We start from the raw sequence: 26747 nt of genomic DNA on the forward strand, positions 1-26747 counted from the left end.
TTTTGTGTTCTTATGATAAAAACTTGCGGTGGTGCTTCTTGCCATCATATGTGAACCAGATCGGTTTATCTTCCACCCGTGTTTCCACATGGACGGTACGCCCCCAAAGGCGGTACAGATAAGGCAGGGTCCGTTCCATATATTTCAGATCCAGCTCGATACCCTCATATTGATGCTTGAGCACGAGTTCCCCTGTTCGCAGGTAATCGGCGTCCTGAACGACCAGATATGGAGAACCACCATTGATGCGTGAAAATACAAGCTGATCCCGTATGTTTTGCCAGGACTTGTCGGTGATTTTCCAGTCCGGGCCCTTTTTCTCGAATACATAGAGGTCGAGGTCTTCGGTTAATTGCTTGGTCATGTAATTGCGGATAAAAGAGGTATCGGAATCGAATTCGCGCACCTCAAACATTTTGGCACGACCCTGCCCAGGTTGACGTCCAAAACGTTCTCTTTCTTCGCGGGACGGGTTATCCCAGCGACGTTCAATATCCTCGAATATTTTCAGCCCTAAATAGTAGGGATTCAAACTTTGCTTGGATGGCTGCACGACAGAAGAGTTCAGTTTGGCAAATTCAATTGTATCCTCACTGTTTAGGTCCAGTTCCCTTATAATACGTTGATGCCAGTAGGAGGCCCAGCCTTCATTCATGATCTTTGTTTCCATCTGCGGCCAGAAATAGAGCATTTCCTCACGCATCATACTCATAATATCCCGCTGCCAATCCGTCAACACTTCGGAAAATTCCTGGATAAACCACATCACATCTTTTTCCGGTTCTGGTGGAAAGTGATGCACCTGTATTCCCTCTACAGGTTTTTCTTCAATCTGGATATCATCAAGGGACCACAGGTCATCATAGCGACCTTCCGGTCGAGGCGTTTTCTGGCCGCGCTGTTCCCGCATTTTCATCTCCATATAACGTTGTTTGTCCAAATGGCGGGGTTTGATCAACTGTGGATCGACATGTTCCTGAATGGCTATAACGGCATCAATGAACGCTTCAACAGCCTCTGTACCATATTCCATCTCATAGTTGCTGATCCGGTCAGCAGTCGCTGCCATGCTCTCCACCATATTGCGATTCGACTTGGAGAAGCGGGCATTGTTTTTGAAAAAATCGCAGTGAGCCAGTACGTGTGCGACAATCAGCTTGTTCTGGATCAGGGAGTTGCCATCCAGAAGGAAGGCGTAACAAGGGTTGGAATTGATTACGAGCTCATAAATTTTACTGAGTCCAAAATCATATTGCATCTTCATTTTATGAAAAGTCTTCCCGAAGCTCCAGTGACTGAACCGGGTCGGCATACCATATGCTCCAAAGGTATAGATGATATCGGCAGGGCATATTTCATAACGCATCGGATAATAATCCAGGCCGAATCCATCGGCAATCTCCATAATCTCGGCAATGGCGTATTCAAGGTCGCGGATTTCATCTGTCATCTTACGCTGCCTCCTTCCCGTTTCTGGAAAAAGCTGCGCAAAGCTTTGTACACTTCGCCTTTTTCTTTGATCACATAATACATGAACTGGTCGATCTTGATATGACGATAGGCGGACATGAGTGTGCTGCTGCGGTTGTACTGATTCACCTCGCCATAACCAAACATGTTGCTGCGCTTCATCAATTCACCAATCAGTTTGACACAACGCTCATTATCCGAGGTCAGGTTATCCCCGTCCGAGAAGTGGAAAGGGTAGATGTTGTAGCTGGAAGGCGGATAACGGCTATCAATAATTTCCAATGCCTTCATATATACAGAGGAACAGATGGTCCCTCCACTTTCGCCGCGGGTGAAAAATTCCTCCTCGGTCACTTCCTTGGCTTCGGTATGATGGGCGAGGAAAACAATCTCAACCTTCTCATACTGACGGCGGAGGAAACGGGTCATCCAGAAGAAAAAGCTGCGTGCGCAATATTTCTCAAAGGAGCCCATGGACCCGGAAGTGTCCATCATGGCGATAATGACCGCATTGGACTGAGGAATGATTTTGTCTTCCCACGTCTTGTAACGCAGATCATCCGGACTGATATGGTGAATGCCCGGATTGCCGGTAGTGGCGTTACGGCGCAAGTTTTCCAATATGGTGCGTTTCTTGTCAATATTGGACTGCATGCCTTTTTTGCGAATATCGTTGAATACCACCGTATGTGTCTCAATCTGATCTTTGTCTTTTTGCTTCAGATCTGGAAGCTCCAGTTCCGCAAAAAGCATATCTTCCAATTCCTCGATACTTACCTCGGCTTCAACAATGTCATGCCCCGGCTGATCTCCGGCCTTTTCACCTTTGCCTGGCTTCTTCGAAGCGGGATCACGACCGATGACATCCCCGACCTGACTGTCACCGTCCCCCTGCCCCACATGTTTTTGCTTTTGGTAGTTATACACAAAACGGTACTCATCCAGACTGCGGATTGGTACCTTGATGATTTGTTGTCCATCGGACATAATGATGTTTTCTTCGGTAATCAAATCAGGCAGATTCTGCTTGATGACATCTTTAACCTTTTGCTGATGGCGTTGCTGGTCCTGGTACCCTTTGCGGTGAAGCGACCAATCTTCCCGGGATACGACGAACGAGTAAGGCTGGTGTGAATTTGACATGTAGGCACCCCCCATTAATTACGCGGCACAGTTTGGCCTGTCGGTAATTAAGTATATTCACGGGCGGGGACGATATGTGATGCGTGAGTAGATAAAATGATACAATTACGCGAGTTTCCCTTCTTGGATCGTCTAAAATTGCACAGATCGAACTGAACTTTTTTACAGAAACGATGAACAAGTGTGACGAACTTCCTTTACAATAGGGACAGGTGTGTACTTGGCATCCCTTTGAGGGATGTGTGCAGAGGAAGGATAACATTTGGATAAACGGGCAATTAAGGCATGGATTATGTATGATTGGGCCAACTCGGCCTATGCGACGACGGTACTTGCAGCCGTTCTTCCCGTCTTTTACGCTTCCGTGGCTGCAGCTACACTGGATGCAGATACCTCGGCATCTTATCTGGCGTATACCCATTCTATCGGTATGTTATGTGTAGCATTGTTAACCCCTTTGCTGGGGACCTTAGCGGATTTATCGGGACGTAAGGGCGACTTTCTAAAAGTATTCTCCATCATTGGCATCATCGCAACGCTTGGATTCAGCATCATTGGAGAGGGAGACTGGCTGCTCGCTTCTGCTCTACTGGTCATTTCGACAATCGGTTTTGCGGGTGGCAACACGTTCTATGATGCGATGCTGCCTGATCTGGTATCAGCCGAGCAAAGAGATATGATCTCCTCCAAAGGGTATGCCTATGGTTATATTGGTGGAGGGCTGTTGCTTGCGGTCAATATGCTGATGATCCAGCAGCCTGGCTGGTTTGGGATGGGGAGTACGCTTGCTGGAACAAGACTTGCTTTTATCTCCGTGGCATTGTGGTGGCTGGTGTTCTCCATTCCATTATTTCGCCATGCCCCGCGTCGTCCTGCATCGCCGGATATGCCCAAGTCATGGAAAGGGTATGCTGGTGTGGGCGTACGCAGACTTCGCCAAACCTTTCGTCAGATCCGGCGTTTTCCCCAGTTGATGAGGTTGCTGGTTGCTTTCTGGTTTTTCAATGATGGCATTAACACGATTATCCTGATGGCAACCATTTACGGAACAAGCATTGGGATCGGGACAGCGGATCTGATGTTGGCCTTGTTACTGACTCAGTTTATCGGGTTTCCTTGCACGTTGTTGCTGGGGGCATGGGCACAGCGTTGGGGTGCGAAGCAGGTGTTAATGGTCAGCTTGTCCATTTACATATGCATTGTTATCTTGGGGTATTTCATGACATCAGCCATTCATTTCTATCTGCTCGCTGGACTGGTTGGCGTAGTTCAGGGCGTGAGCCAATCGACGGCGCGTTCCTTGTTCAGCAATTTGATGCCTGCAGGCAGAACAGGAGAGTATTTTGGATTTGTTAATATTACAGGCAAGTTCTCTTCCATTTTTGGACCGTTTGTATTCGGTTGGGTGGGTCAATTAACAGGGTCAACCCGCTGGGGGATTCTGTCCCTGATTTTCTTTTTCGCTGTTGGGATTGCAGTTTTATTGACTGTTAAGGTGCAGCAGGGCATGTCGGATGCGATTCAGGCAAATCAGGAAGAAGAACATGGGTGGGTGCTTCATCCCATTTCGGGGAAAGGCTCAGAGGCAAGATCGACTGGATGAGTGGTTAACCATGTTTTATATCTAATGTTCATCATTAATAATAGTAGCTCCGTGGGCCTGTTTATTCGTAAACTGCTCCGGAGTTTTTTCATGTTTGTGCAACAGTTACAAATGGTGAGGGACATAGAATAAGTATAAGTGCTTAAACGACAGAGAACAGAATAGAGTGGATAGAAAGATATTATGAAAAGGTGAAAATAAAAGATTGACATGATACATTTTGTATCATAGAGTAAAAGTATAAATACATATCGTATCTAAAAGTTGTCGAAAGTACATCATCCATTTTACCTATTCCCGTATGGGAATATTAGCGGATATTGATATAAAGAGCTATACCAACTGCATGCTTATTTTAATTTTACAGAGGAGAGGCTGCCCTTGGTAGATGTTCATGGTAACGGACTTGTCTTACTACTATGTGTACCTCGCAGTGGAAGTTCGCTATCCACCGTGATGCTGCAAAATCACAGCCGTGTATTTGCCACACAGGAGATGTGGTTTCTGATGAATCTTGTAGATTTAAAGCAGGCTGATTCCCGCCCCTACGGAGGAAGTGCAATTATCCGTCAGTTTTACAGCGCCATGGTATCAGATGAAGGTTTTGAGAAGGCTTGCAGAAGCTTTGCTCTTGAAATTTATAACGGATTTCTGGAGGGGAGCGGGGCAGACTTCCTCGTAGATAAATCTCCTCGTTACTATTATATGCTGGAATGGCTTGATCGCCTGTTTCCACAGTCCAAGCGCATTCATCTTCAGCGTAACCCCCTTGCCATAGCTGCTTCCTACAAAAAGGTAAACCGCCATACTGGAGAAGGCTTCGAACTAATTCGCAGCTTGCAGAGTCCGAACCTCAATATGAAAGCAGTCGATCTCACGCTGGGTATGCTCCGTTTGAATGATTATTTTGCGGACAAACACACGAATGCCTATGAAGTTCAGTACGAACAACTCGTCTCCAGTCCTCAGGAAGAAATGGAAAAGCTATGTGGTTTTCTTGGTATCGGATATGAAGAGGGAATAGAGCAATATGGACGCTTTACGGATAGTACAAAGTCCAATATGTTCTACAGTATGGGTGTCGGTGATCCGTTTCTGTCCTCGCATCAGGAAGCTCATAAAGATTCTGTTAACAACTGGAAAAAGATACTAGATCCGAAGGAAGTTGAATTTTATTGCCGTGTAATGGGTGCAGATCTGTTCCATCGGATAGGGTACAGTGAACAGCTCGAAGAAGCCGAGCAATGGACGGGTGTGCGTTACGAAGCTGGCCCAGATGAGGAAGTCATTTCCAAGCTAACACGTCAATTTTCAGAGGCAACGGGCAGCAGCTGGCAGCAAGGTTACCGGATGCAGCCTGTAGACGTAGCGGGCAGTACTCAAGATGGAAATAATAGAGCGCCTGAACCTGATGCGATTGATCCGACATTGGCCGCACTGGCAACGATCAGGCAACTGGAAGCCGCACTTCGTGCAGCCGATAATCGGCTGGAGCGAGGGTACAATGAGCGGGAACGATTGAAGGTACAGCTTGCCTCTGCTCACAGCAAGATTCAGCGTATCAAGTCCTTGATTCCGTTTGGTAACCAGATAAGCGCCTGGGCTTCACAGCGCAAGATACTCCGGGGAGGAAAGTCATGAGCGCTATAGCAGGAATTGTTCATACCGATGGTCAGCAAGCGTTATGGGAAGACAGTTGGCGTCTGTATGCCAGTCTGGGTCACGTTCCAGCGGATACAACGGGGGTCTGGAAAGGCAATGAAGCCTTCCTGAGCTGCCACGCCCAGTGGATTACGCCGGAGTCGGTCAGCGAGCAATTGCCTTTATATGATGAAGTGAGCGGTCTGACCATCACGGCGGATGCCATTTTGGATAATCGGGAACAGCTGGCAGATCAACTGTCCATATCGAGAGCAGAGTTAGCAGGATTGTCGGATAGTGAACTCATCCTGCGTGCCTATCAGCGATGGGATGAACATATGGCCGAGAAGTTGCTTGGTGATTTTGCCTTCGCAATCTGGGACGATCGCAAGCGCAGACTATTCGCTGCCAGAGATATTACTGGCATGAGATCCTTTTATTTTCGGCATGATGGTGAGCGGTTTGCTTTCTGTACCTTAATGAATCCGTTGCTGCAATTGGAAGGTGTACATAAAGAGCTGGATGAAATCTGGTTGTCCGAATTTCTTGCCATTCCTGATATGCATGACTCGGCAGATATCCATTCTACCGTCTATCGCGGAGTAAGCCAGCTTCCCCCTGCCCATACGCTTAGCTTCAGGGATGGAAGGTTGGAACAGAAACAATATCATCGCTGGGACGAAGTGGAGCCTCTAAGACTCAAGTCCGACGGGGAATATGTAGAAGCATTCCGTGAGGTATTTGGTCAAGCTGTTGGATCACGTTTGCGAACGCATCGACAGGTGGCTGCTGCTTTGAGTGGAGGGCTGGATTCTGGAGCCGTGGTTGGATATGCCTCAGGAACACTACGGAGACAGGGGAAAACGTTAAATGCGTACAGCTATGTTCCGGTGTCTGATTTTACGGATTATACATCGAAAACGCTGTTAGCGGATGAACGCCCTTTTATCCAGTCTACGGTTAATCATGTCGGTAATATCGCGGAGAATTATCTTGATTTTGAGGGGAGAAGCCCTCTTAGTGAAGTGGATACCTGGCTTGATATTATGGAAATGCCTTATAAATATTTTGAGAATTCGTTCTGGATTCGCGGGTTCTATGAAAAAGCGAGTCAGCAGGATGCAGGTATTCTATTGACTGGAGCACGGGGCAACTTCACGGTCTCCTGGGGACCAGCACTAGATTATTACGCCAGTTTGCTAAAAACCGGACGCTGGTTCCGGTGGCTCCGGGAAATGCAGCAGTACAGTGAACGTACCGGGATGAAATTCTCGCGAATTGCTAAAATTACGGGCCGAAAAGCGTATCCGGAATTGTTCAAATCCATGTCGAAGGGAGCTGCCCAAGCCGCATCGGTGCAATTAATCCATCCGGAGTTTGCTAGGCGAACTGGTGTATTGGAACGGCTCAAATCCATTATCGTTCTGCAAGGCGGCGCCCAAGCAGATGCTCTCAAAGTACGGGCAGAGAAATTCAATAACCTGGCCATTGCGAACAAAAATGGTGCTGTCGCGACCAAATGCTCTCTTCGTTATCGGGCGTGGGAGCGTGACCCTACGAGTGACGCCAGAGTGATTCGTTTCTGTCTGTCCGTACCGATTGAACAATATGTTAGTCAAGGAACGGACCGTGCCTTGATCCGTCGGGCTACCTCACCTGAGCTGCCTGACAAAGTGAGATTAAACCAGCGAGTTCGCGGTGTTCAGCCCGCGGATTGGTTGCACCGCATGATTCCCAATTGGGGTGATTTTACTGCCGAATTGCGTGCGCTATGTTCTGACAGCCGGGTCGCCGGCATATTGAACACAGAGCGAATCAAGTCCGCACTTGCGAATTTTCCGAACCCTCGGCCCGAGCTCGCTTCCCACCCGGACTTGCGGTTGATGATGCATAGCCTGATCGTGTATCGATTCATCCGAAAGTTCTGATGCAGCTAGGGGGTGTAGTGATATGAACCGGCATACGGGTTCATTAATCCGTTGACTCATGAGAGGAGGTGAACACGATGCAAATGGAAAAAAAGGAATGGCAAGCACCAGCACTGGAAGTATTGGAAGTGAACCAAACAATGGCGGGCGTAGGTTACAAACAGATCGACTGGATTACTGTCCACGATGCTGATCTCTACGATCCAACTTCCTAAGTTGTTTAGTTTGAACATGTGCCATCATACTTAGAAGGGCGGAAAGGGCAATATTCCACTTTTCGCCTCCGCCCTTATATTGAGCAGTGCGAATATAAGGGCTTTTTTTATCTACATGCAAAATTGCGAAGGAGGAGTCATTCATTGTTGCCTGTGCAGTATGAAGCCTACGGCTTGCGTTGGTTGAGCCAATTCCCCATGCCTGAACTCCAAATCGTACAGAACGGTACAGATTCTGAAGCCGTCCATGTGGACGTACACATTGAGATAGCTGATTTGGCAGCACACTGGGAAGAGTGGGATGTGGGGAGCGATAACTTTGTATTCCGGAATGGCAGCCTTTTTTTTCGAATCGAGGATACGGGTCTGTTTCTTATGGAACAAGGATGCCGCATTGTGGTATCCCCTCAAGCGGGAGCGGACGACAAAAAGGTTAGATTATTCGTGCTGGGCACATGTATGGCCGTCATTATGATGCAGCGCGGCATTCTTCCGCTGCACGGAAGTGCGGTGGTCATAGATGGTTGGGCGTATGCATTTGTTGGACACTCGGGTGCGGGCAAATCTACTTTATCCGCTGCACTTGCTTCACGTGGCTACCCACTCTTGACAGATGATGTTGTGGCACTGACATGGGATGCGGGGGGAAGAGCGATCGTATCACCGGGGTATCCGCAGCAAAAGTTATGGCAGCCCAGCCTGGACGGTTTCGGCATGAAGGAACAGGATTATGCAACGGTTCATGCGGAGATTACGAAGTACGCGATACCTGTTCAGCACTATTTTTATGATAGACCGGTTCCGCTTGCCGCGGTTTTTGAACTTGATCCGAAGCCGGAAGAGATGCTAAAACCCGTACAGCTGATGGAAGTTTCCGGGTTGGAACGTCTTCACATGCTGTGCTCTCATACCTTTCGTAGTGGACTTGTTTCCAGGCAGGGTCTGGCACAATGGCTGTTCGAGACGGTCTCACGACTGTCCGCCAGTATCGAGGTTTTCAGAATCACGAGGTCAGGATCTGATTTCACTGCATTTGAGATGGCTGACCGGATTACAGATCATGCGCGCAAAGGAGTGTATACGGGACAATGACAGCAACGAAGCCAATGAATGGGGAAGACCGTGTGTTGCGGAAGGAAGGCAATCTTGTCAGTGACATGGGCGGGGAAAAAGTCATGATGAGCATCCATAACGGAAAGTACTATAATCTGGGCAGCACGGGTGGACGAATCTGGGATCTGATCAGTGAAGAACGAACATTGGCAGAATTGGTTGAAGTGTTAGCCTCAGAATATGAGATTGAACCAGACCTATGCCGTGAGCAAGTTGTTCAATTCCTTGAGCATCTGACGCATGAAGGATTAATTGACGTTACCCGCGGAGAGTAGAGCCATGTTGCGAAAAATAAAAGCATATCGTTCATTGCCGCGTGAAATCCGTGGATTGGTATGGGAAGCCTATGTCCATCTTGGGTGGGCACGAATACTTAAGGCGCTGCCTTTTGCCAAAATTGCTCCAGATCTCGGTACACCGATGTACGAAACGTCGATGACAGGACTCCATCGAAGTGAAGTGACGACGATACGAAATATTTCTAAAGCCATACTCATTGCCAGCAGGTATACACTATGGGAGAGTCGTTGTCTTGTCATGGCAATTGCAGCGATGAAGATGCTGGAACGCCGCAAAGTGGAGAGTACTCTTTATATGGGAACTGCACGAAATAAACAAGGCCAAATGATGGCTCATGCTTGGCTGCGAAGTGGAAAATTAATTGTGACCGGAGCAGATACAATGGACCAATATACGGTTGTCGGCGTGTTTGGCAAGCGGTGTCCTGAGAGGGGAGCTGGAGAGATTGTCTACGATACATGAATGGGAACACTATACAGCAGATTTTCCACAGGAGCTTAAGCTGATTTTGAGCATGATTAAGGGCGAACAAACAGCAATAACCCCTGAGGACGCCCAAATACGGATGAAGGGGATAGACTGGAAACTCTTTTTGCAGCTCGCCCATCATCATCGACTGTACTCTGTTCTCTATCTGAAAATAAAAGAGTTGGATTCAGCGTTTATTCCTGCTTCTGTCGTGGAAAACCTGAGGCAGCAATATACAGCCAATACATTCCGCATGTTGCATCTGACTGCCGAGATGGAGCAGGTGTGTGGTGCTTTTCGCGAACGAGGCATTCGGAATATTACACTCAAAGGGCCTGCGCTGGCACATGATCTTTATGGAGATATTTCCTTGCGGACCTCTAAAGATCTGGACATTCTCATTCCTTTTGATGATGTGGAGTCCGCAGAAGAGATCCTTGAATTGCTTGGTTATGAATCGAAGGAAGGCAAGCGGACACCAACCGTTGCCAGCTGGAAATGGCGGGAACATCATATCTGTTACAAGCACCCGGTCAAAAGAACCCAAGTGGAGATCCATTGGCGGCTTAATCCGGATTCCGGAAGAGAAACGGATTTTGAATTACTGTGGAAACGCAGCCGATTCAGCACCTATACCCAGACGCCTGTCCGTATGCTGGAAAGGGAGGATCTGTGGGCATATTTGGTGACGCACGGCGCAAGACATGGATGGTTCAGACTGCGTTGGTTATTGGATATCGACCAGATGATTCGCTGTATGCCACTGGACGTCAAAAAAGTGGAGCGGCGCCTGAAAGCAGAAGGCAGATTATCCATCGGTTCACAAGCTCTTCATCTGGCTTCTGTACTGCTGGATACCCCTATATATGACAATTACCTTGCTTTATTATCCTCCCACAAACGTGAGGGAGAGAAATTAGCCAGACGCGGCTTAGTGTTCATGAATGAGATGATTGCAAGTCCGGCAGATGTAAGGAGTTATCGTTCCTATCTGTTTGCACTGCGAAGCACAAGGCAGAAGCTGTTTTTCTTCATCGAACGTTTGTATCCGAGTACCTGGGATGTAGATCAACTACCGCTTCCGCGTTCACTGCATTTTTTGTATTTTCCGTTACGTCCGTTTCTCTGGTTCTGGCGGCGAATCAAAAGGAACACGATGACGGAGAGGGGATAACATATGATTTCGGAATTACAATTCTTTATGCGCAAGCTGCATCGTGTAACAGGCCCAGTGTTATATTGGAACCTGCTGGGCATGATCTTCATCAGTCTGATGGAAGGAATCGGCATATATATGCTCGTTCCGATGTTAAGTCTCATTGGTATTTTTGAAATGGGTTCGACAGGTCTGCACTTACCCTGGGTATCCGAATTTTTAAATCGTTTTCCGGAAAATGGCCGGTTGCTGCTGGTACTGCTGACCTTTGTCCTCATTGTCTCTGGACAGGCTTGGCTTCAACGTCTTCAGACGATTCGCAATACCCGAATTCAGCAGCAATTTGTTCGAACGCTGCGTATGGAAACCTATCGTGCCATCATTATGGCGCAGTGGTCTTTTTTTCTCCAAAAACGAAAATCCGATTTTAATCATATATTAACGACCGAACTCGCTAGAGTCAGTCAGGGAACGAATATTATGCTACAAATGGCGGCTTCCTTGATCTTCACCGGCATTCAAATCGGTCTTGCCTTCTGGTTGTCTGCCAAGTTAACCACCCTTGTCCTGGTCTGTGGATTGGTATTGTTTATTGTTTTGAGAAAATTCGTGAAACGGGCAAAACAGATCGGGGATCAGACGTCCGAATATTCCCAGAGCTATTACAATGGCATTACAGAGCACTTTAACGGCATCAAGGATATTAAGAGCAATATGCTCGAAAAATCACATATTAGCTGGTTTGAGCGTATGTGTGGGCGGATTGAACGTAATGTGATTCAGTTCAGCCAGTTGAACAGTGGCACTCAGTTGATTCATCGGGTATCGGCGGCGGTCATTATTGCAGCTTTTATCTATCTATCCCTGCATGTGCTTGCTGTACCTCCGGCAAGTTTGTTGCTCATTATTTTGATCTTTTCACGATTGTGGCCACGATTCACGTCTATTCAGTCCAATCTGGAGTATATGAGTTCAATGCTGCCCGCGTTTCAGATTGTGAGAGAGTTACAGTCAGAGACCGAAAAAAGCCGTGAGATTAGCGAAAAAACAGTTCATGCTGGTCAACCATATGATCAGGAGTTAACAGTTCCCGGTCTTTCGCGTTCAGTCAGAATGAAGGCTCAGGCCAAGCCGAATGAGCAGGAAGATGGCGATGTTCAGCCCATTGAACCCCTGGTGCTTAAAGAGTCCATTGAGTGTCAGCAAGTTAATTATCGCTACGAAGGCAGTGATACCTACTCGTTATTCGAAGCGTATGCATCCATCCCTGCGAAGGGTATGACAGCGATTGTAGGCAAGTCTGGAGCCGGTAAGAGCACGATGATTGATCTGATTATGGGACTCATTCGTCCGGAGAGTGGTCAGATTTTGGTGGATGGTGTGCCGTTAACCGAGAATCGATTATTAGCCTGGAGAAGTTCCATAGGGTATGTCTCTCAGGACCCTTTTCTGTTCCATACGAGCATTCGCGAAAATTTACGTCTGGTTGACCCCAATGCCAGTGAGGAACAGATGTGGCATGCATTACAGTTTTCTTCATCTGCAACGTTTGTCCGCAAACTTCCGCAAGGAATGGATACCATTATCGGTGATCGGGGCATCCGGTTATCCGGCGGTGAACGTCAGCGTTTGGTGCTTGCCCGCGCCATGCTTCGGAACCCTTCTGTATTGGTATTGGATGAGGCGACAAGTGCGCTGGACAGTGAGAACGAACAGCATATTCATGAAGCTCTCGAGCGCCTGAAAGGGCATGTTACGGTTATTGTTATCGCCCACCGACTGTCCACCATCCGAACTGCGGATCGAGTGATTGTACTGGATGAAGGCCGGGTTATTCAACAAGGGGGTTATCAGCAATTGTCTACTGATCCGGTAGGTACGTTCAGCAAACTGTTAAATATGCAGGCGGGTGTTATGGGGCAATGAATCTCTCGGTAAATCCGAAATGGAACCAAATAAAAAAGGCGCGCCATTTAAGGCAGCGCCTTTGATGTATGTGTATTAGGAAAGTAATTCATTATGATGACCAACCCATTTAGTGAACGATGGCATTGCTAACAGGCTGCGGCAGATGAAATGCACCAACACGTTCCAGATGTAGCACAATTTCATGCACGGCTTCTTCGATGGACAGTTCTTCGGTATCAATGATCAGTGTAGGATCTTCTGGAATATCATAGGGGGCAGAAATCCCTGTGAAATGTGGAATGGCACCGCTGCGGGCCTTTTGGTAAAGCCCCTTCGGATCGCGTCGTTCGCACTCCTCGATCGAACAACGTACATAAATTTCAATGAAATCATCAGCTTCAAAGAGCTGTCTAACCATCTTCCGATCCTGTGCATCTGGCGAGATAAAGGCAGAAAGAACAAATAAACCGGCATCTACCATCAACTTGGATACTTCACCAATTCGCCGTAGATTTTCTTGCCGATCCTCGGACGTGAAGCCAAGATCCCGATTCAGTCCATGACGAACGTTATCCCCATCAAGTACGTAACAATGAACCCCTTTTTCGTACAGATACTGCTCCAGGGCAAATGCAAGCGAGGATTTTCCTGCGCCGGATAACCCGGTGAACCATATGGCCCGACTGCGATGACCGTTATGTTTCTCCCTGTCAAGTCTATTCAAGCTGGATTGCTGCCAGGTAATGTTACGCTCTTCCTTTGACATGGATATCCGCCTCTTCCTATCTATGATATGTATAATATTTTAACATATTTACAAGATTATAGCACCTTCTGAATTTGGTGAAATTTAGCGTGAATCAACGATAATTCGGGTATAGATGTAGTACATACATAGCAGGAGGAACACCAACATGAACAATAACATACACAACATACAGGTTTATTTCCAGTGCGCGGATTGCGATCAGGATATTCGTGCAATCTTTGCTCAAGAGCAGGTCAGTGCGGTACGTTGTTCAGAGTGTGGTAGGGCATACACCTTGATGAAGCCTACCATTGGTGACGAAATTTTGCTTGATTGGGAGCAGGAGGCTCTCTATCATAAATTGCGGGCAGATCGCTCTGAACATGATAACCATAATATGTCTGCCCTTATTATTAAAGTGATTGAGCTGCTAACCTGGCGCGATAGTGGTGACGGTCAGACACGTGCAATAGAAATGGTTAGAGAGTGGCTGGCTTCCAGTGGGAAACCTCAGACATTACTTGAACTGTTTCATCATCCCGAGCGGGACAATAAACGGTTTTGAACGAAGAAATCAAGAGTGGGACCCCATTGCGTGATGTATGTGAAGCGATCTGTGATTGAAATTTACATACATTAGCTGTTCCTGTGGCATATTACCTGAAGGTGTTCGTGATAGGAAACGACAAACCAAATTTTTCAGGAACAGGAGCGGATAGCAATGAAGCGAATGGTTCTTTACATGCTGCTGGCCATATTGGCTTTCGGTATATTACCAGCACATACTGAAGCATCGCCAATAAATGGAGCATATCACTTTGGTTTCAAAAGAAGCCAAAACGGCCAGTTGCCTTCCATTGATCAGGAAGGATTTAAGGAGATATTACAGAATAACGATGCCATTTTCTTGGGGGATACGAAACAGAAAGAATTGTATCTAACGTTTGATAACGGTTATGAAAATGGGTTTACGCCAGCCATATTGGATGTTCTGCGTGACAAGAAAGTACCAGCTGCTTTTTTTGTCACCGGGCATTATCTGAAAGATCAGCCTGAACTGGTGAAGCGAATGGCGGCAGAAGGACATATTGTGGGTAATCACTCCTGGAGCCATCCCGATATGACCCGAGTTTCCAATGAGAAATTGAGAACAGAGCTTGATCAGGTGCGGTCTGAGGTCAATCGTTTGACTGGACAGGAAGCGACCTTTTTGCGGCCGCCACGTGGCATTTTCAACAATCGGACGCTCGCAGAGAGCCACGCCCAAGGTTATGTTAATGTGTTTTGGTCCGTTGCCTATAAAGATTGGGATACCAAAATTCAAAAAGGGACAGACTACGCGCGTCAGCAAGTATTGAAACAGCTGCATCCAGGAGCAGTCATTTTGCTTCACTCTGTGTCCAAAGATAATACGGAGGCGCTGGCCTCCATTATTGATGAGGCTCGTAAGCAAGGATATACGTTCAAAAATTTGAATGACCTGAAAACAAAAAGCTATTAATGCTACATGTTTACAATAGAAAAAGGGCATCCTGAGCTACGGTAGCTTGGGATGCCCTTTTAGCTTGATCCTTAATGGATTAAGCAGGCGAACGTGTGATTGTGATCCGGAAAACGTGTTTTGTGATTGAGAAGCGTTCTTATAAAACCGTGTTATAAATGATACCGATTGTTTTGGGACCGCAATGACTACATATTACGCAACCAGCCGTAGTCAATTCCACTCGTGCTCCGGTCTGTTCCTGTAGAGACTTTTGCAAACCAACTGCATCTTCCTCGGCCATGGTATGCACAACGATAACTAGATCGCGGTCGATCTGTTCCTTATGGTTAAGTGTGTTTTGCAGCATTTGTTCCAAGGCCTTTTCCCGTTTGCCACGGACCTTGTACGCAGGTGACATTTTGCCATCGGTTACCCGAATGACGGGACGGATTTTCAGCAGACTTCCAATCAGATTTTGCATGCCAGAGCAGCGTCCGCCTTTGTACAGATACTCCAACGTATCGATAACAAATTCAGTTCGCACATTCGGTTTGATGGCTTCAACGAGATGTGTAATCTCTATCAAGCTCTGCCCTTTTTCAGCTGCTTGAACTGCCTTCATGACCATCAGGGCAATCCCAGAAGAAAGATTCAGAGAATCCACGACAGAGATGCGACCTTCCGGAAACTCGGAACTGGCCAATCTTGCATTTTGGTAGGTTGACGAAAGTTCAGAGGACAAGCTGATATATAAGATATCATACCCTTGTTCTATGTAAGGTTGAAATGCCGTCATAAAATCAGCAGGTGAAGGTGCTGCTGTTTTGGGCAGACGCCCATCCCTGCTTACACGTTCATAGAGCTGCTCTGGCTTAATTTCAGCACCGTCCTTCAGTGATTCCTCACCGAACACGACATATAAAGGGATGATACCGATATCGTGCTGCTGGATCCAAGCTGGGGCCAGATCACTTGTGCTGTCCGTGAAAATTTTGATTCTTGACATGTCAATCTCCTTTGGATACGAAAATTTGGCAATAGAATGGATCAAACTGAGATGAATCATTGTTATTTCATTTTCGTTTTTTTGATAAATAAACGTGAAGCGGATGTAAGCTTTTACACCATATAGATTCCTGCAATGATAAGGCCTGCAAACGCCAGAATCATGACTCCGCTGAGGATGGTTCCAATGATAGCAAAGACTTTTTTTCGATTCTTGAGTACAAGCCCAATCACGCCTAGAATGAGTCCGGCCAGATTAAGAATCAGACAAACAAGAACAGCCAGAGAAGCCAGAACAATTGCAGGATGCAATGCAATCTCTTCCACTTGTATCGGTGTGGTTACAACGCCAATTGAACTGTTGATAGCCATTGTGGCAATAAATAAAGTCAGCATGTAACCAATGATCGAGACCAATCCAATCACAAAACTTGCAATACCTGGCCCGGAATGTTTCAATCGGCCCAAGGATGGATCTTCCAGAGCGGAGGGGTAAGGTGTAAACAGGTTATCATGATTGGAATCTGAATGATCCCTACTGGAACCGGATGGATAAGGATGATTGTTATTCTGATTATTTTGATTATCCATGAATGGTATGTCCCTCCCTTAATCGTGGTCATGAGTGTAATTAACCTAATCCGGGTGTTATGATTCTCATCAAGAGAATGAAGGCACTCCTTTTTACTTTTCCATAAAAATCGATAAAAATCAAGGTTTTACGCCAGTTTTCGTCGATTTCGAGCCAAAAGCGAAGTAAAGTATATATAACCATACATATGAATGCCATCCGCATCTTAGCTTGCTGGTAAACACGGCAAGGATTCGCTAAAATGAATAGTTGAGAGATGAATTAAGGGAGAGAAGGCAAATGCAACGGAAATGGATGATGCTTGGTGCTGTACTGACGATGCTTTCTGTGGCTATTGGAGCGTTTGGTGCACATATGCTTAAGGAAAAAATTGGTGCAGACGCCATAGCGGTGTATGAAACCGGAGTGCAGTACCACATGATACATGCAATCGGACTGCTGATCATTGGTCTTACAGCGGGTCAACTTGGACCGTCCACCAAGCTCAAGTGGGCAGCACGCCTGCTGTTTATTGGAATTATCATATTCTCAGGCAGTCTGTACGTACTGAGTATTTCAGGTATTAAAATATTGGGAGCCATCACGCCAATCGGCGGGGTAGCCTTTATTGTCGGATGGTTGTTATTAGCAATAGACGTATGGCAGCGGGGAAGAGATCGCTCATGATTTTACAATAGCTGCGCATGGTTATGGAGAGTTATGGAGAACTTATGATGTACCAGTTCATTGTTACATGAATGAATACCTAAAAAAGCAACTTGCCTGGGAAATGTTATGGAATTCCCCCGTAAGTTGCTTTTTGTTTGAATGCTCATTGAGTTATAGAAACTCATCAATTTCATTGGTTCGGAAGGTATACACTTGTTTTTCATCCACATGGTAGACGCTTACAATGCTGGTATCCCGATCAAAATTCAAGATTCGGCATGGAATGCTCTGATGCCTGCCGTTCTTGTTATTCACAACGATCCGAGTAAGACGGTTTTCTTTGATAAGGGTATCAATCCATACATCGAATGAATTTCCGTTGGTAGTGTTGGATGCTTCGGTTGAAGGAGCTTTCTGGGAAGCAGGTGTTTCGATTTCACTTTGTGGTTTGACTGGAACGGTTGAAGCCGTCGCTTGATTTGGTGAAGAGTTCTTCTGTCTTGCATTGGATTGCGATTTTTTTCTTTCTTTATGAAGAAAGGCGAAGGAGTCCTTTTTGGACTGCAGTGTCACTTCAATAATTTTGCCAAGCTCTATGCCGGATTGAATCCGAAAGTCCGCAATTTGTTCCTCTTTGTTAATGAACTCCAACAGGGACTGCAGTGCCAATGCATTCGAGCGGCTCTTAATAAGAATATCGACATTGAATAAAAAGCCGATTTCTTCTTCGTTGGATAAGGTTTCTTTCATTCATCCCAGCCCCGTTAAAAAATATGTCAGCTATAAAACGCTTCAATACACTATATCATTAAAAGGGCAATAATCATAGTGCTAGAGACATAGAAAATGAGCGGAACACTTGGGCTAATTTAAGTAAAACCATATGCAATTACAATCCTTTCCGCAGGTGTCCACACGGCTATCCAGAATGAGGCATACAATTATCGTGACCTGTGGAAGAGGAGGTGTATCGGGAAATTATGGTGACGATGGAGCCGATTGTGGTTGGAGAACATGTTCTGGTCGGGGTAGAGGTAAAGCTGCCCAAAACGACATTACTGACGATTAATACATCCAAAGGATATATCATGTGCGGAGCACTCGATGTAGGGTTACTTAATGAAAAGCTTGGGGATCGCAAAATTATTGCAGCTCGGGCGGTTGGCGTGCGCACATTGGAACAGCTGCTGCATGCACCTATGGAGTCAGTGACAACGGAAGCCGAGGCTATGGGCATTACGGTTGGCATGACGGGTGTTGAAGCATTGCTCAAGATGATTTAATCACTGGAAATTAGACGATTAAGAAAGGGCTCCCCAACTGGGAAGCCCTCTCTTTAATTTACATGTACCAATGCTATAAAAATCAAACGTTCAAACTTACTTTAACTAATTTAAGCTTCATCCTTGGCGAACAGGGCAGCCAGATTCTCTTTGAAAGGAGCATGAACGACGCCTTTTTCCGTAATAATGGCCGTTACATATTCATTAGGTGTGACGTCAAACGCCGGATTGAATACTTTCACACCTTGCGGTGCAGTACGTTTGCCAAAACCTTCAGTTACTTCCTCCGCAGCGCGTTCCTCAATCGGAATGAGATCTCCGGATGGCGTAGACAGGTCAATGGTGGACAGTGGGCTGGCTACATAAAAAGGAATGTTGTGCGCTTTGGCAAGGACCGCTACGCTGTATGTTCCGATTTTGTTTGCTACATCCCCATTGGCAGCGACGCGGTCTGTACCGACGATAACTGCCTGAATCCAACCTTTGGACATGACCATGCCTGCCATGTTGTCACAAATCAGAGTAACGTCAATACCGGCTTGCTGGAGCTCGAAAGCCGTGAGGCGTGCACCCTGAAGGACCGGACGAGTTTCATCTGCGAATACTTTAAGGTTGATGCCGCGCTCGTGAGCGAGGTACATCGGTGCAGTCGCTGTTCCGTATTTCGCGGTTGCAAGTCCGCCTGCATTACAGTGTGTGAGTACACCCATACCGTCTGCGAACAAAGGAAGAGCATTTTCACCGATAAGGCGGCAAACTTCTTCGTCTTCTTTCTGAATCAAGAGAGCTTCCGCTTCAAGAGCTGCATTGCTATCTTCGATATTTGCCCCGGATTCAGCGAGGTCACTGGCCTTTTGCATCATGCGATCCAGCGCCCAGAACAGGTTCACAGCTGTTGGACGGGAAGTAGCAAGATGAGCACAGATGGATTTTACATGATCCAGCCATCCTTGGATGGCAAGTCCGTCATATGCCTTGGCACCGAGTACTACGCCGAATGCAGCAGCGATCCCAATTGCGGGAGCACCGCGTACTTTCATTGAGTGGATGGATTCCCATACCTCCTCGGGCGTGTACAGTTTAAGCATCAGAATCGTTTCAGGCAGCAGACGCTGGTCAAGCATTTCAAGCTTGTCCTGTTTCCATATGAGGGAGGACAGAGGCTGATGTTCAGGGGTTGTCATGGATGTTCCTCCGTTCCGTAAGTTAAGCTTTGTGAGTTCTTTAAGTTAAATTTTAATAGAAGAAACCGCAGTAGCTACTGTATCGAGAAGTTCACCAATGGTATTCAGATTGCGATTACGCTTGATGAGTGCTTTACCAATGGCCAGCGTTTTGCGCTGAGCACGTTCACGTTCTGTTGCATCTTCAATCGTATCGATATCTGCGACATGCGCCAGTCCGACAATACGGCGGACCATTTTCGCGCCAGCGAAGCCAGCAGTGTCTCTGAATAATTGTTGTACATAAAGGTCTTCGTATCCAGGCGCTTTAGCCATAGGATCAACCAGATCCGAAGCCCACAGGCTGCGGAAGCGGGATTCGAATTCAGTCCATACGTCACGAACCATATTTAGCAAAATCGTTTCACGCTCATGAAGAGCCGTCTGATCCTGGAATCGTCCTGGCAGGGAGGCGTAATGGAGAAGCAGATTGGCAAGCACGGCTCCTACATCAAATCCCATTGGGCCGAAATAGGCAAATTCGGGGTCAATGACTTTGGTGGATTCAGGCGTGACAAAAATACTGCCTGTGTGCAAATCCCCATGAAGTAGAGCTTGACCGTGCGTGAGAAATTTCTCGCGCAGCAAGGCGACTTCAAGATGGAGTTCTCCATCCGTCCGAAGTGCTTCTGCTTCGTCTTCAATGGAAGGCTCATAGTTATTTTTCTCCGCAATGCGATACGGTTCATCAAAGATCAGATCTTCGGTTATTTTACATTGATCCGGATTAACGAATCTGCCCTGTTTCTCTTTCTTCAGTTGCTGGTTCATGCCAAGATCTGACGTGAAAAATAATGTTCTTGCCATAAACTCCCCAATATGTTGTGCAAAGAGAGGATACGTTCCGCCATCGATGAGGCCTTTACGCATGATCACATGATCGCTCAAATCTTCCATCACGGTTAAGGCGAGATCATCATCATAATGGTACACTTCGGGCACCATTCCCGGACATAGACGATATTCTTCCTGTAAGATTTCCCGTTCAATTCTGGCACGTACCAGAGACAGTGGCCATGATTCTCCAACCACTTTCGCATAAGGAAGGGCCTGTTTGATAATGATACTTTTATCGGCGTTCTGATCCGTGATATGGAAGACCAAATTCAGATTGCCGTCACCGATCTCACGACATTCCAGATTCGCATCTGCCGCAAACGGACCAGGTAATGTTTTGGCCAGTTCGATTGCATCCTGGGGTGTAAAAGGGTGATATTGGGACAAGAATGCCACCTCCATATATATGAAGAAACAGGAAAACCCACTTCTTTGCTTGGTATATGTCAGTATATCGGAAATAACTGTGATTTTGTACCCTTTTTTTGAGACGGCCTATACCGGACTTGTTTCGAACTTCCGGTGTACGGGTAAAAACAAATAGGCCGGACGGTTGACAGAAATACCGCCGACAAGGCTCTCCGCCACATGGTGGAGCCGGATTGTTAAATCTCTGTCACTTACCGCAGATTAACCTGCTTAAGTGAATGTCAGACTAATTTTATAATAAAAGGATGGGATTAAGATGGCTACAAAAAACAAAACAGATCAAGCGAAATCGGTGGAACAAGTACTTAATCGTCAGGTAGCAAACCTGAACGTCCTGTATGTTAAAATCCATAACTATCACTGGTATGTAAAAGGACCTAACTTTTTCACACTGCATGTAAAATTTGAAGAATTCTACAATGAAGTGACTGTACAAATGGATGAAATCGCTGAACGTATTCTTACCCTCAAAGGCAGCCCTGCGGCTACAATGAAAGAGTATCTTGAGCTTTCCTCCATTCAAGAGGCTGCGGGTGGCGAAGACGCCAACACAATGGTACAGAACCTGATCGAGGATTTTGCTACATTGTCGAATGAGTATCAGGAAGGTATTGAAGTGGCAGATGCTGCGGAAGACCAACCAACATCCGACATGCTGACAGGCTTCAAGGCTGATCTGGAGAAACATATGTGGATGCTTCGCTCTTTCTTGGGCTAAACCTATCCTCACATAACGAGCTTGTTGCCTTATAAACGTTACAGTTACTCCAACCTGCTTTTCACGTTGTCAGGACGACGCCGAGCGTCTATACTGCTGACAAGACTGACTTCGGGAGGAGAACGTTATGATAGGCACAACAATACCGGCATTAAAAGAATGGGCCTCCGCAATCAAAGCGCTGGAGACGGGTCGCCAGATTATGGTGATGCGCAAAGGCGGGATTGTGGAGGAAACCAGACGTTTTGAGTTGAAAAGTCCAGCGTTCTATCTGTATCCGACTTATGAACATCAGCGTAAAGAACTGATAAAGTCCTCTGATCATTTCTATGTTGAGGAATCACTGGCCGAGTGGGTGCCTGAAGCTTCGACGATCCGTCTCACCGCATATGCTGAAGTGACACAGGATTTGGAGATTAGAGATCAGGAGATGCTGGATCGCCTTCTTGACTTTCATATGTGGACTGCGGATTTTGCTGAAGACCGCCTTAAGTGGAAACGCAAAGATCCACTTCACGTATTGATACTCCGAGTGTACCGTTTGAAGGAACCGATGGAGATTCCCGTATTATCTGAATACAACGGATGCCGTTCATGGATTTCCATTCCGAATGGTCCGGTGTCGCGCGAAATGACGCCGGTATTGGACGTTGCGGATTTTGACGAACAGGTACAGAAGATTAACGAGACGCTCAAAATGTAATGTTATTTCTCGGAAGGACTTGTCCATGATATGGATAGGTCCTTTTTTCGGTTAAGAGGAGCAGATTCGATAAAAGGTTGAATCCCTGTGATTTTTCTCACTGTCTATTTATGACGAAGAAGTTTTGTCATTTGATTCAATCTGGCTTTTATTATAGAATCAGATAGAATAATGTTTCCTGTAAGGGACAAGAGTTCTTAGGAAATGACTTGATAATCATTGAGAATCAGTTTAGAATTATTCTAAAGTGATTCTTGCTTTGGAGATTGGAGTACAGGAGAAATTCAGGGGAAGCCCTCTTCAGATATTTTAATAGGTGCTTTTTCGTTTTCGACAGTAAACATCAAATTAATCAATGGAGGGAAACAATACACATGGCTACGAATTTCGTCATTGAAGGTCTGAAAGCGACGATCGAAGGTAAGGAGATCCTGAAAGGCATCAACCTGGAAATGAAAGGTGGAGAAATCCACGCAATCATGGGTCCGAACGGAACAGGTAAATCAACACTGGCTTCTGCTCTGATGGGGCACCCTAAATATGAAGTAACAGACGGTACGATTACACTTGACGGTGAAGATGTACTGGATATGGCTGTAGACGAGCGTGCTCGTGCAGGTCTATTCCTGGCAATGCAATACCCGAGTGAAATTGCTGGCGTAACGAATTCCGACTTCCTGCGTAGTGCAATTAACGCACGTCGTGGTGAAGGTAACGAGATCTCCCTGATCAAGTTCATTCGCCAAATGGAAGGTAAAATGAAAGAACTCGACATGAATCCTGAATTTGCTCACCGTTACCTGAATGAAGGTTTCTCTGGTGGTGAGAAAAAACGGAACGAGATTCTGCAAATGATGCTGCTTGATCCGAAAATTGTAGTACTCGATGAAATTGACTCCGGTCTGGATATCGATGCTCTGAAAATCGTGGCAAACGGTGTAAACGCAATGAAGAGCGAAGATCGCGGATTCCTGATCATCACTCACTACCAACGCCTGTTGAACTACATTACACCTGACTATGTACACGTAATGATGCAAGGTCGTATCGTGAAGTCCGGCGGCCCTGAACTGGCTCACCGTCTGGAAGCTGAAGGATATGACTGGGTTAAGGCAGAGCTGGGAATCACAGACGAAACTGTAGGACAGGAAGCGTAAAGACAAAACGGAGGAGGATAATCAATGACTACACAAACAATTCTTCCGGTTGAATCTGAAGCGCTTCGCGCCTTGTCGGAAAGTAACAATGAACCCGGCTGGTTGACCGAACAGCGGCTTGAAGCTTTAAAGCTTGCAAGCGGGCTTGCGCTTCCCAAACTGGAAAAACAAAAAATCGAACGCTGGAATGTCAGCGAGTACGGCACATACAAAGCTAGTGAAGCGATTGCTTCTCTGGAAGATGTACCAGCTTCCATTAAAGATCTGGTTAAGGATCAAGCGGAAGGTAGTCTGGTCATCCAGCGCAATTCCGGTACAGTTTACTCCAAGATTTCTGCTGATCTTGCGGCAAAAGGAGTCATCTTCACGGATCTGGCTACAGCGGTTCGCGAACACAGCGATCTGGTTAAACCGTATCTGAACACGGCTGTAAAACCGGATGAGCATTCTCTTGCAGCGTTGCACGCAGCACTTTGGAACGGCGGGGTATTCCTCTATGTTCCGAAAAATGTAAAAATTGAAGTTCCATTGCAAGCGGTATTACTCACAGATGATGCTTCTGCAACATTTGCACCGCACGTGCTTGTTGTTGCTGAGGCAAACAGCTCTGTAACTTATGTGGACAATTATGTTTCCGGAGAATTGTCTTCACCTGTTTTCCATAACGGTGTTGTGGAAGTGTTCGTGAAAGCTGGTGCCAAAGTCCGTTTCGCATCAGTTCACCAACTGAGTACGAGTGTTACTGACGTTTCTTTCCGCCGTGCAGTGGTGGAGAACGATGGTTCGATTGAGTGGATCGTTGGTGAGATGAACAACGGTGATACTGCAAGCAACACAATGACGGTTCTCAATGGGAATGGCTCAAGCTCCGATTCCAAAGTCATCGCAGTAGGTTCCGGTTCCCAGAAACTGAACTACACCACTCAAGCTCGTCACTTTGGCAAAAACACACCAAGCCAGATGATCACACGTGCAGTTATGCGTGAAGAAGCTTCTGCAATCATTAACGGAATCACGAAGATTGAGAAAGGTGCTACCAAAGCGGACGGACAGCAAACAGAGAAAGTACTGATGCTGAGCCCGAAAGCACGTGGAGACGCCAACCCAATCCTTCTCATTGATGAGGATGATGTAACAGCAGGTCACGCGGCTTCTGTAGGTCAAGTCAATGTGGAACAAATTCATTACTTGATGTCTCGCGGGATTAACCGTACGGATGCGGAACGCCTGATCATTTACGGCTTCCTGGCTCCGGTGGTGGCGGATATTCCTCTGGAAGCACTGCGTACCCAATTGCAGTCTCTCATCGAACGGAAACTGGGACAATGAACCCGGCTATCCGCGAGCAGTTCCCGATCCTCCACCAGGAAATCAACGGACACCCGCTCGTATACCTAGATAACGCAGCGACTTCCCAGAAGCCGCTGGCTGTAATCGAAGCGATTAAACATTATTATGAATATGAGAACTCCAATGTGCATCGTGGTGTTCATACGCTTGGAAGCCGTGCAACGGATGCTTATGAAGGCGCACGTGAGAAGGTTGCCAAGTTTATCAACGCACGGCGTACACAGGAGATTATTTTCACCCGTGGGACAACGACCGCTTTGAATTTGGTGGCTTCGTCATACGGACGCGCAGTCTGCAAAGAAGGCGACGAAATTGTTATTACGCAGATGGAACACCATAGCAATCTGATTCCATGGCAGCAGGTAGCCAAGGAAACGGGAGCGACATTGAAATACATTCCGCTTCAGCCGGATGGCAACATTGATTTGGCTGATGTGGAGAATACGGTTACGAACAATACCAAAATTGTAGCAATCGCGTATGTATCCAATGTTATGGGTGTTGTTCATCCGGTAAAACAAATCGCTGAAATTGCACATCGCAAAGGTGCTGTCATCGTTGTGGATGGCGCACAGAGCACACCGCATATGAAGGTGGATGTGCAGGATCTGGACTGTGATTTCTACGCATTATCCGGCCATAAAATGTGCGGACCAACCGGGATCGGTGCACTTTACGGCAAAAAGGCGCTGCTGGAGTCCATGGAACCGGTTGAGTTCGGCGGTGAAATGATTGATGATGTGGGTCTCTATGAATCCAATTGGAAAGAGCTTCCCTGGAAATTCGAAGGCGGAACTCCGATTATCGCAGGTGCGGTTGGATTGGGCGCTGCTATCGATTTCCTGGAGCAGATTGGCATGGATGAGATTGCTCATCATGAAAGTGTGCTGGCAGCTTATGCAACGGAACGTATGGCCGAGATTGACGGACTGACCATTTATGGACCAGCCAAGCGTCATGTCGGAGTGGTTACATTTAACCTCGGTGATGTACACCCGCATGATGTGGCAACTGTGCTGGATGCGAGTGGCGTAGCCATTCGTGCCGGACACCACTGTTGCCAACCGCTGATGCGCTGGCTTGAAGTCAGTTCAACAGCTCGTGCCAGTTTCTATCTATACAATAACGAACAAGATGTGGACCGGCTTGTCAGCGCCTTAATCCAGACAAAGGAGTATTTTGGCGATGCAACTTGATGATCTGTACCGGCGTGTCATAATGGACCACTACAAAAACCCGCGCAACCGCGGAACATTTGATAATGACGCTGTCACGGTGAATTTGAATAATCCAACGTGCGGCGACCGGATTTCACTGCAGCTTTTGCTGAAAGACGGAATCGTTCAGGAAGCCAAGTATACGGGGGAAGGTTGTTCCATCAGCATGTCCTCAGCATCGATGATGACCGAGGCAGTCAAAGGCAAAACGATGGATCAGGCACTCGACATGGCTAACCGTTTCTCCTCACTGATGAAAGGGGAAGAAGTCGATTTCGACGATTATGAAGATCTCGAAGCCCTATCCGGTGTGAACAAGTTCCCTGCTCGCATTAAATGTGCCACGTTGGCCTGGAATGCATTACGCAAAGGAATTGACGAAGAGGACAATGTACAATAACGATAGGGA

Annotated in this window: 27 protein-coding genes; 19 read left to right on the forward strand and 8 right to left on the reverse strand. The window is 46.7% G+C overall.

What is annotated here, in order from left to right; all coding sequences use genetic code 11:
* Positions 1–10: 10 nt before the first annotated feature.
* Both AMS66_RS09215 and yhbH read right to left on the reverse strand, forming a co-directional pair.
* Complete coding sequence (locus AMS66_RS09215) at positions 11–1450, reverse strand: SpoVR family protein (RefSeq protein ID WP_053780500.1); 1440 nt, start codon at positions 1448–1450, stop codon at positions 11–13.
* Positions 1447–2613 (reverse strand): sporulation protein YhbH, encoded by a 1167-nt coding sequence (gene yhbH, locus AMS66_RS09220; RefSeq protein WP_053780501.1) that lies wholly within the window; start codon positions 2611–2613, stop codon positions 1447–1449. Before yhbH ends, AMS66_RS09215 begins: the two co-directional genes overlap by 4 nt.
* 262 nt (positions 2614–2875) lie before the next feature.
* On the opposite strand from yhbH, the gene AMS66_RS09225 reads away from it, so the two are divergent.
* The 9 genes from AMS66_RS09225 (at position 2876) to AMS66_RS09260 (ending at position 12963) form a co-directional block, all read left to right on the forward strand.
* Entirely contained in the window at positions 2876–4216 is a 1341-nt protein-coding gene (locus AMS66_RS09225) for an MFS transporter (RefSeq protein ID WP_053780502.1), read from the forward strand.
* 381 nt (positions 4217–4597) lie between these two features.
* Positions 4598–5857: a sulfotransferase family protein gene (locus AMS66_RS09230; RefSeq protein ID WP_053780503.1), complete on the forward strand. Its 1260-nt coding sequence runs from the start codon at positions 4598–4600 to the stop codon at positions 5855–5857.
* Positions 5854–7785 carry an asparagine synthase-related protein gene (locus AMS66_RS09235; RefSeq protein ID WP_053780504.1) on the forward strand — a complete coding sequence of 644 codons (1932 nt, stop codon included), beginning with the start codon at positions 5854–5856 and terminating at the stop codon, positions 7783–7785. Before AMS66_RS09230 ends, AMS66_RS09235 begins: the two co-directional genes overlap by 4 nt.
* An 83-nt stretch (positions 7786–7868) precedes the next feature.
* Complete coding sequence (locus tag AMS66_RS32285) at positions 7869–8000, forward strand: paeninodin family lasso peptide (RefSeq protein WP_143805395.1); 132 nt, start codon at positions 7869–7871, stop codon at positions 7998–8000.
* A gap of 144 nt (positions 8001–8144) precedes the next feature.
* A complete protein-coding gene (locus tag AMS66_RS09240) occupies positions 8145–9092 on the forward strand; it encodes a hypothetical protein (RefSeq protein WP_082350626.1) in 948 nt (315 codons plus the stop codon).
* Entirely contained in the window at positions 9089–9388 is a 300-nt protein-coding gene (locus AMS66_RS09245) for a lasso peptide biosynthesis PqqD family chaperone (RefSeq protein WP_053780505.1), read from the forward strand. Before AMS66_RS09240 ends, AMS66_RS09245 begins: the two co-directional genes overlap by 4 nt.
* A gap of 4 nt (positions 9389–9392) precedes the next feature.
* Positions 9393–9875, forward strand: coding sequence for a lasso peptide biosynthesis B2 protein (locus AMS66_RS09250; protein WP_053780506.1), 483 nt, complete (start codon positions 9393–9395; stop codon positions 9873–9875).
* Positions 9859–11055 carry a nucleotidyltransferase domain-containing protein gene (locus tag AMS66_RS09255; RefSeq protein WP_053780507.1) on the forward strand — a complete coding sequence of 399 codons (1197 nt, stop codon included), beginning with the start codon at positions 9859–9861 and terminating at the stop codon, positions 11053–11055. Before AMS66_RS09250 ends, AMS66_RS09255 begins: the two co-directional genes overlap by 17 nt.
* A gap of 6 nt (positions 11056–11061) precedes the next feature.
* Positions 11062–12963 carry an ABC transporter ATP-binding protein gene (locus AMS66_RS09260; protein ID WP_053780560.1) on the forward strand — a complete coding sequence of 634 codons (1902 nt, stop codon included), beginning with the start codon at positions 11062–11064 and terminating at the stop codon, positions 12961–12963.
* Between the two features lie 109 nt (positions 12964–13072).
* Here AMS66_RS09260 and cysC read toward each other — a convergent pair whose 3' ends face one another.
* On the reverse strand, positions 13073–13711 hold the full coding sequence (gene cysC / locus AMS66_RS09265) for an adenylyl-sulfate kinase (RefSeq protein WP_053780508.1): 639 nt from the start codon (positions 13709–13711) through the stop codon (positions 13073–13075).
* A 148-nt stretch (positions 13712–13859) separates the two neighbouring features.
* Here cysC and AMS66_RS09270 point away from each other — a divergent pair, with 148 nt between their 5' ends.
* Together AMS66_RS09270 and pdaA are read left to right on the forward strand one after the other, a co-directional pair.
* Positions 13860–14258 carry a hypothetical protein gene (locus tag AMS66_RS09270; protein WP_053780509.1) on the forward strand — a complete coding sequence of 133 codons (399 nt, stop codon included), beginning with the start codon at positions 13860–13862 and terminating at the stop codon, positions 14256–14258.
* A gap of 156 nt (positions 14259–14414) precedes the next feature.
* Positions 14415–15194: a delta-lactam-biosynthetic de-N-acetylase gene (gene pdaA, locus AMS66_RS09275; protein WP_053780510.1), complete on the forward strand. Its 780-nt coding sequence runs from the start codon at positions 14415–14417 to the stop codon at positions 15192–15194.
* A 139-nt stretch (positions 15195–15333) separates the two neighbouring features.
* Here the strand turns inward: pdaA and AMS66_RS09280 are convergent, their stop codons facing one another.
* Together AMS66_RS09280 and AMS66_RS09285 are read right to left on the reverse strand one after the other, a co-directional pair.
* Complete coding sequence (locus AMS66_RS09280; protein ID WP_053780511.1) at positions 15334–16182, reverse strand: DegV family protein; 849 nt, start codon at positions 16180–16182, stop codon at positions 15334–15336.
* Between the two features lie 113 nt (positions 16183–16295).
* Complete coding sequence (locus AMS66_RS09285; RefSeq protein WP_053780512.1) at positions 16296–16772, reverse strand: hypothetical protein; 477 nt, start codon at positions 16770–16772, stop codon at positions 16296–16298.
* Between the two features lie 280 nt (positions 16773–17052).
* Between AMS66_RS09285 and AMS66_RS09290 the strand changes: the two genes are divergently transcribed.
* The gene (locus AMS66_RS09290; RefSeq protein ID WP_053780513.1) at positions 17053–17439 is read left to right on the forward strand and encodes a DUF423 domain-containing protein; all 387 of its coding nucleotides are present in this window, start codon (positions 17053–17055) and stop codon (positions 17437–17439) included.
* Positions 17440–17592: 153 nt separating this feature from the next.
* On the opposite strand, the gene AMS66_RS09295 is transcribed toward AMS66_RS09290, so the two are convergent.
* Complete coding sequence (locus AMS66_RS09295; RefSeq protein ID WP_053780514.1) at positions 17593–18171, reverse strand: hypothetical protein; 579 nt, start codon at positions 18169–18171, stop codon at positions 17593–17595.
* 230 nt (positions 18172–18401) lie between these two features.
* Here AMS66_RS09295 and AMS66_RS09300 point away from each other — a divergent pair, with 230 nt between their 5' ends.
* Entirely contained in the window at positions 18402–18704 is a 303-nt protein-coding gene (locus AMS66_RS09300) for a YunC family protein (protein WP_017689545.1), read from the forward strand.
* A gap of 110 nt (positions 18705–18814) precedes the next feature.
* Here the strand turns inward: AMS66_RS09300 and mtnA are convergent, their stop codons facing one another.
* Positions 18815–19888 (reverse strand): S-methyl-5-thioribose-1-phosphate isomerase, encoded by a 1074-nt coding sequence (gene mtnA, locus AMS66_RS09305; protein ID WP_053780515.1) that lies wholly within the window; start codon positions 19886–19888, stop codon positions 18815–18817.
* Between the two features lie 45 nt (positions 19889–19933).
* Positions 19934–21151, reverse strand: a complete 1218-nt coding sequence (mtnK, locus tag AMS66_RS09310) for an S-methyl-5-thioribose kinase (protein WP_053780516.1) — start codon at positions 21149–21151, stop codon at positions 19934–19936.
* A gap of 298 nt (positions 21152–21449) precedes the next feature.
* Between mtnK and AMS66_RS09315 the strand changes: the two genes are divergently transcribed.
* The 6 genes from AMS66_RS09315 (at position 21450) to sufU (ending at position 26738) form a co-directional block, all read left to right on the forward strand.
* A complete protein-coding gene (locus AMS66_RS09315) occupies positions 21450–21911 on the forward strand; it encodes a Dps family protein (RefSeq protein WP_053780517.1) in 462 nt (153 codons plus the stop codon).
* A gap of 127 nt (positions 21912–22038) precedes the next feature.
* Positions 22039–22614 (forward strand): DUF1802 family protein, encoded by a 576-nt coding sequence (locus AMS66_RS09320; protein ID WP_053780518.1) that lies wholly within the window; start codon positions 22039–22041, stop codon positions 22612–22614.
* A gap of 374 nt (positions 22615–22988) precedes the next feature.
* Entirely contained in the window at positions 22989–23771 is a 783-nt protein-coding gene (sufC, locus tag AMS66_RS09325) for a Fe-S cluster assembly ATPase SufC (RefSeq protein WP_053780519.1), read from the forward strand.
* 24 nt (positions 23772–23795) lie between these two features.
* Positions 23796–25100 carry a Fe-S cluster assembly protein SufD gene (gene sufD, locus AMS66_RS09330; protein ID WP_053780520.1) on the forward strand — a complete coding sequence of 435 codons (1305 nt, stop codon included), beginning with the start codon at positions 23796–23798 and terminating at the stop codon, positions 25098–25100.
* Complete coding sequence (locus AMS66_RS09335; RefSeq protein WP_053780521.1) at positions 25097–26317, forward strand: cysteine desulfurase; 1221 nt, start codon at positions 25097–25099, stop codon at positions 26315–26317. The genes sufD and AMS66_RS09335 overlap by 4 nt, the downstream gene beginning before the upstream one ends.
* Positions 26307–26738 carry a Fe-S cluster assembly sulfur transfer protein SufU gene (gene sufU / locus AMS66_RS09340; RefSeq protein ID WP_024629096.1) on the forward strand — a complete coding sequence of 144 codons (432 nt, stop codon included), beginning with the start codon at positions 26307–26309 and terminating at the stop codon, positions 26736–26738. Before AMS66_RS09335 ends, sufU begins: the two co-directional genes overlap by 11 nt.
* The last annotated feature ends 9 nt before the right edge of the window (positions 26739–26747 follow it).

Origin of the sequence: Paenibacillus xylanivorans, assembly GCF_001280595.1 — a bacterium.
In the GTDB taxonomy this organism is placed as follows: domain Bacteria; phylum Bacillota; class Bacilli; order Paenibacillales; family Paenibacillaceae; genus Paenibacillus; species Paenibacillus xylanivorans.

Coding starts and splice junctions, on each gene's coding strand:
- AMS66_RS09215 (WP_053780500.1), bottom strand. CDS start 1,450: ATGACAGATGAAATCCGCGACCTTGAATACGCCATTGCCGAGATTATG.
- yhbH (WP_053780501.1), bottom strand. CDS start 2,613: ATGTCAAATTCACACCAGCCTTACTCGTTCGTCGTATCCCGGGAAGAT.
- AMS66_RS09235 (WP_053780504.1), top strand. CDS start 5,854: ATGAGCGCTATAGCAGGAATTGTTCATACCGATGGTCAGCAAGCGTTA.
- AMS66_RS32285 (WP_143805395.1), top strand. CDS start 7,869: ATGGAAAAAAAGGAATGGCAAGCACCAGCACTGGAAGTATTGGAAGTG.
- AMS66_RS09245 (WP_053780505.1), top strand. CDS start 9,089: ATGACAGCAACGAAGCCAATGAATGGGGAAGACCGTGTGTTGCGGAAG.
- AMS66_RS09250 (WP_053780506.1), top strand. CDS start 9,393: ATGTTGCGAAAAATAAAAGCATATCGTTCATTGCCGCGTGAAATCCGT.
- cysC (WP_053780508.1), bottom strand. CDS start 13,711: ATGTCAAAGGAAGAGCGTAACATTACCTGGCAGCAATCCAGCTTGAAT.
- AMS66_RS09270 (WP_053780509.1), top strand. CDS start 13,860: ATGAACAATAACATACACAACATACAGGTTTATTTCCAGTGCGCGGAT.
- pdaA (WP_053780510.1), top strand. CDS start 14,415: ATGAAGCGAATGGTTCTTTACATGCTGCTGGCCATATTGGCTTTCGGT.
- AMS66_RS09280 (WP_053780511.1), bottom strand. CDS start 16,182: ATGTCAAGAATCAAAATTTTCACGGACAGCACAAGTGATCTGGCCCCA.
- AMS66_RS09285 (WP_053780512.1), bottom strand. CDS start 16,772: ATGGATAATCAAAATAATCAGAATAACAATCATCCTTATCCATCCGGT.
- AMS66_RS09290 (WP_053780513.1), top strand. CDS start 17,053: ATGCAACGGAAATGGATGATGCTTGGTGCTGTACTGACGATGCTTTCT.
- AMS66_RS09295 (WP_053780514.1), bottom strand. CDS start 18,171: ATGAAAGAAACCTTATCCAACGAAGAAGAAATCGGCTTTTTATTCAAT.
- AMS66_RS09300 (WP_017689545.1), top strand. CDS start 18,402: ATGGTGACGATGGAGCCGATTGTGGTTGGAGAACATGTTCTGGTCGGG.
- mtnA (WP_053780515.1), bottom strand. CDS start 19,888: ATGACAACCCCTGAACATCAGCCTCTGTCCTCCCTCATATGGAAACAG.
- AMS66_RS09315 (WP_053780517.1), top strand. CDS start 21,450: ATGGCTACAAAAAACAAAACAGATCAAGCGAAATCGGTGGAACAAGTA.
- AMS66_RS09320 (WP_053780518.1), top strand. CDS start 22,039: ATGATAGGCACAACAATACCGGCATTAAAAGAATGGGCCTCCGCAATC.
- sufC (WP_053780519.1), top strand. CDS start 22,989: ATGGCTACGAATTTCGTCATTGAAGGTCTGAAAGCGACGATCGAAGGT.
- sufD (WP_053780520.1), top strand. CDS start 23,796: ATGACTACACAAACAATTCTTCCGGTTGAATCTGAAGCGCTTCGCGCC.
- AMS66_RS09335 (WP_053780521.1), top strand. CDS start 25,097: ATGAACCCGGCTATCCGCGAGCAGTTCCCGATCCTCCACCAGGAAATC.
- sufU (WP_024629096.1), top strand. CDS start 26,307: ATGCAACTTGATGATCTGTACCGGCGTGTCATAATGGACCACTACAAA.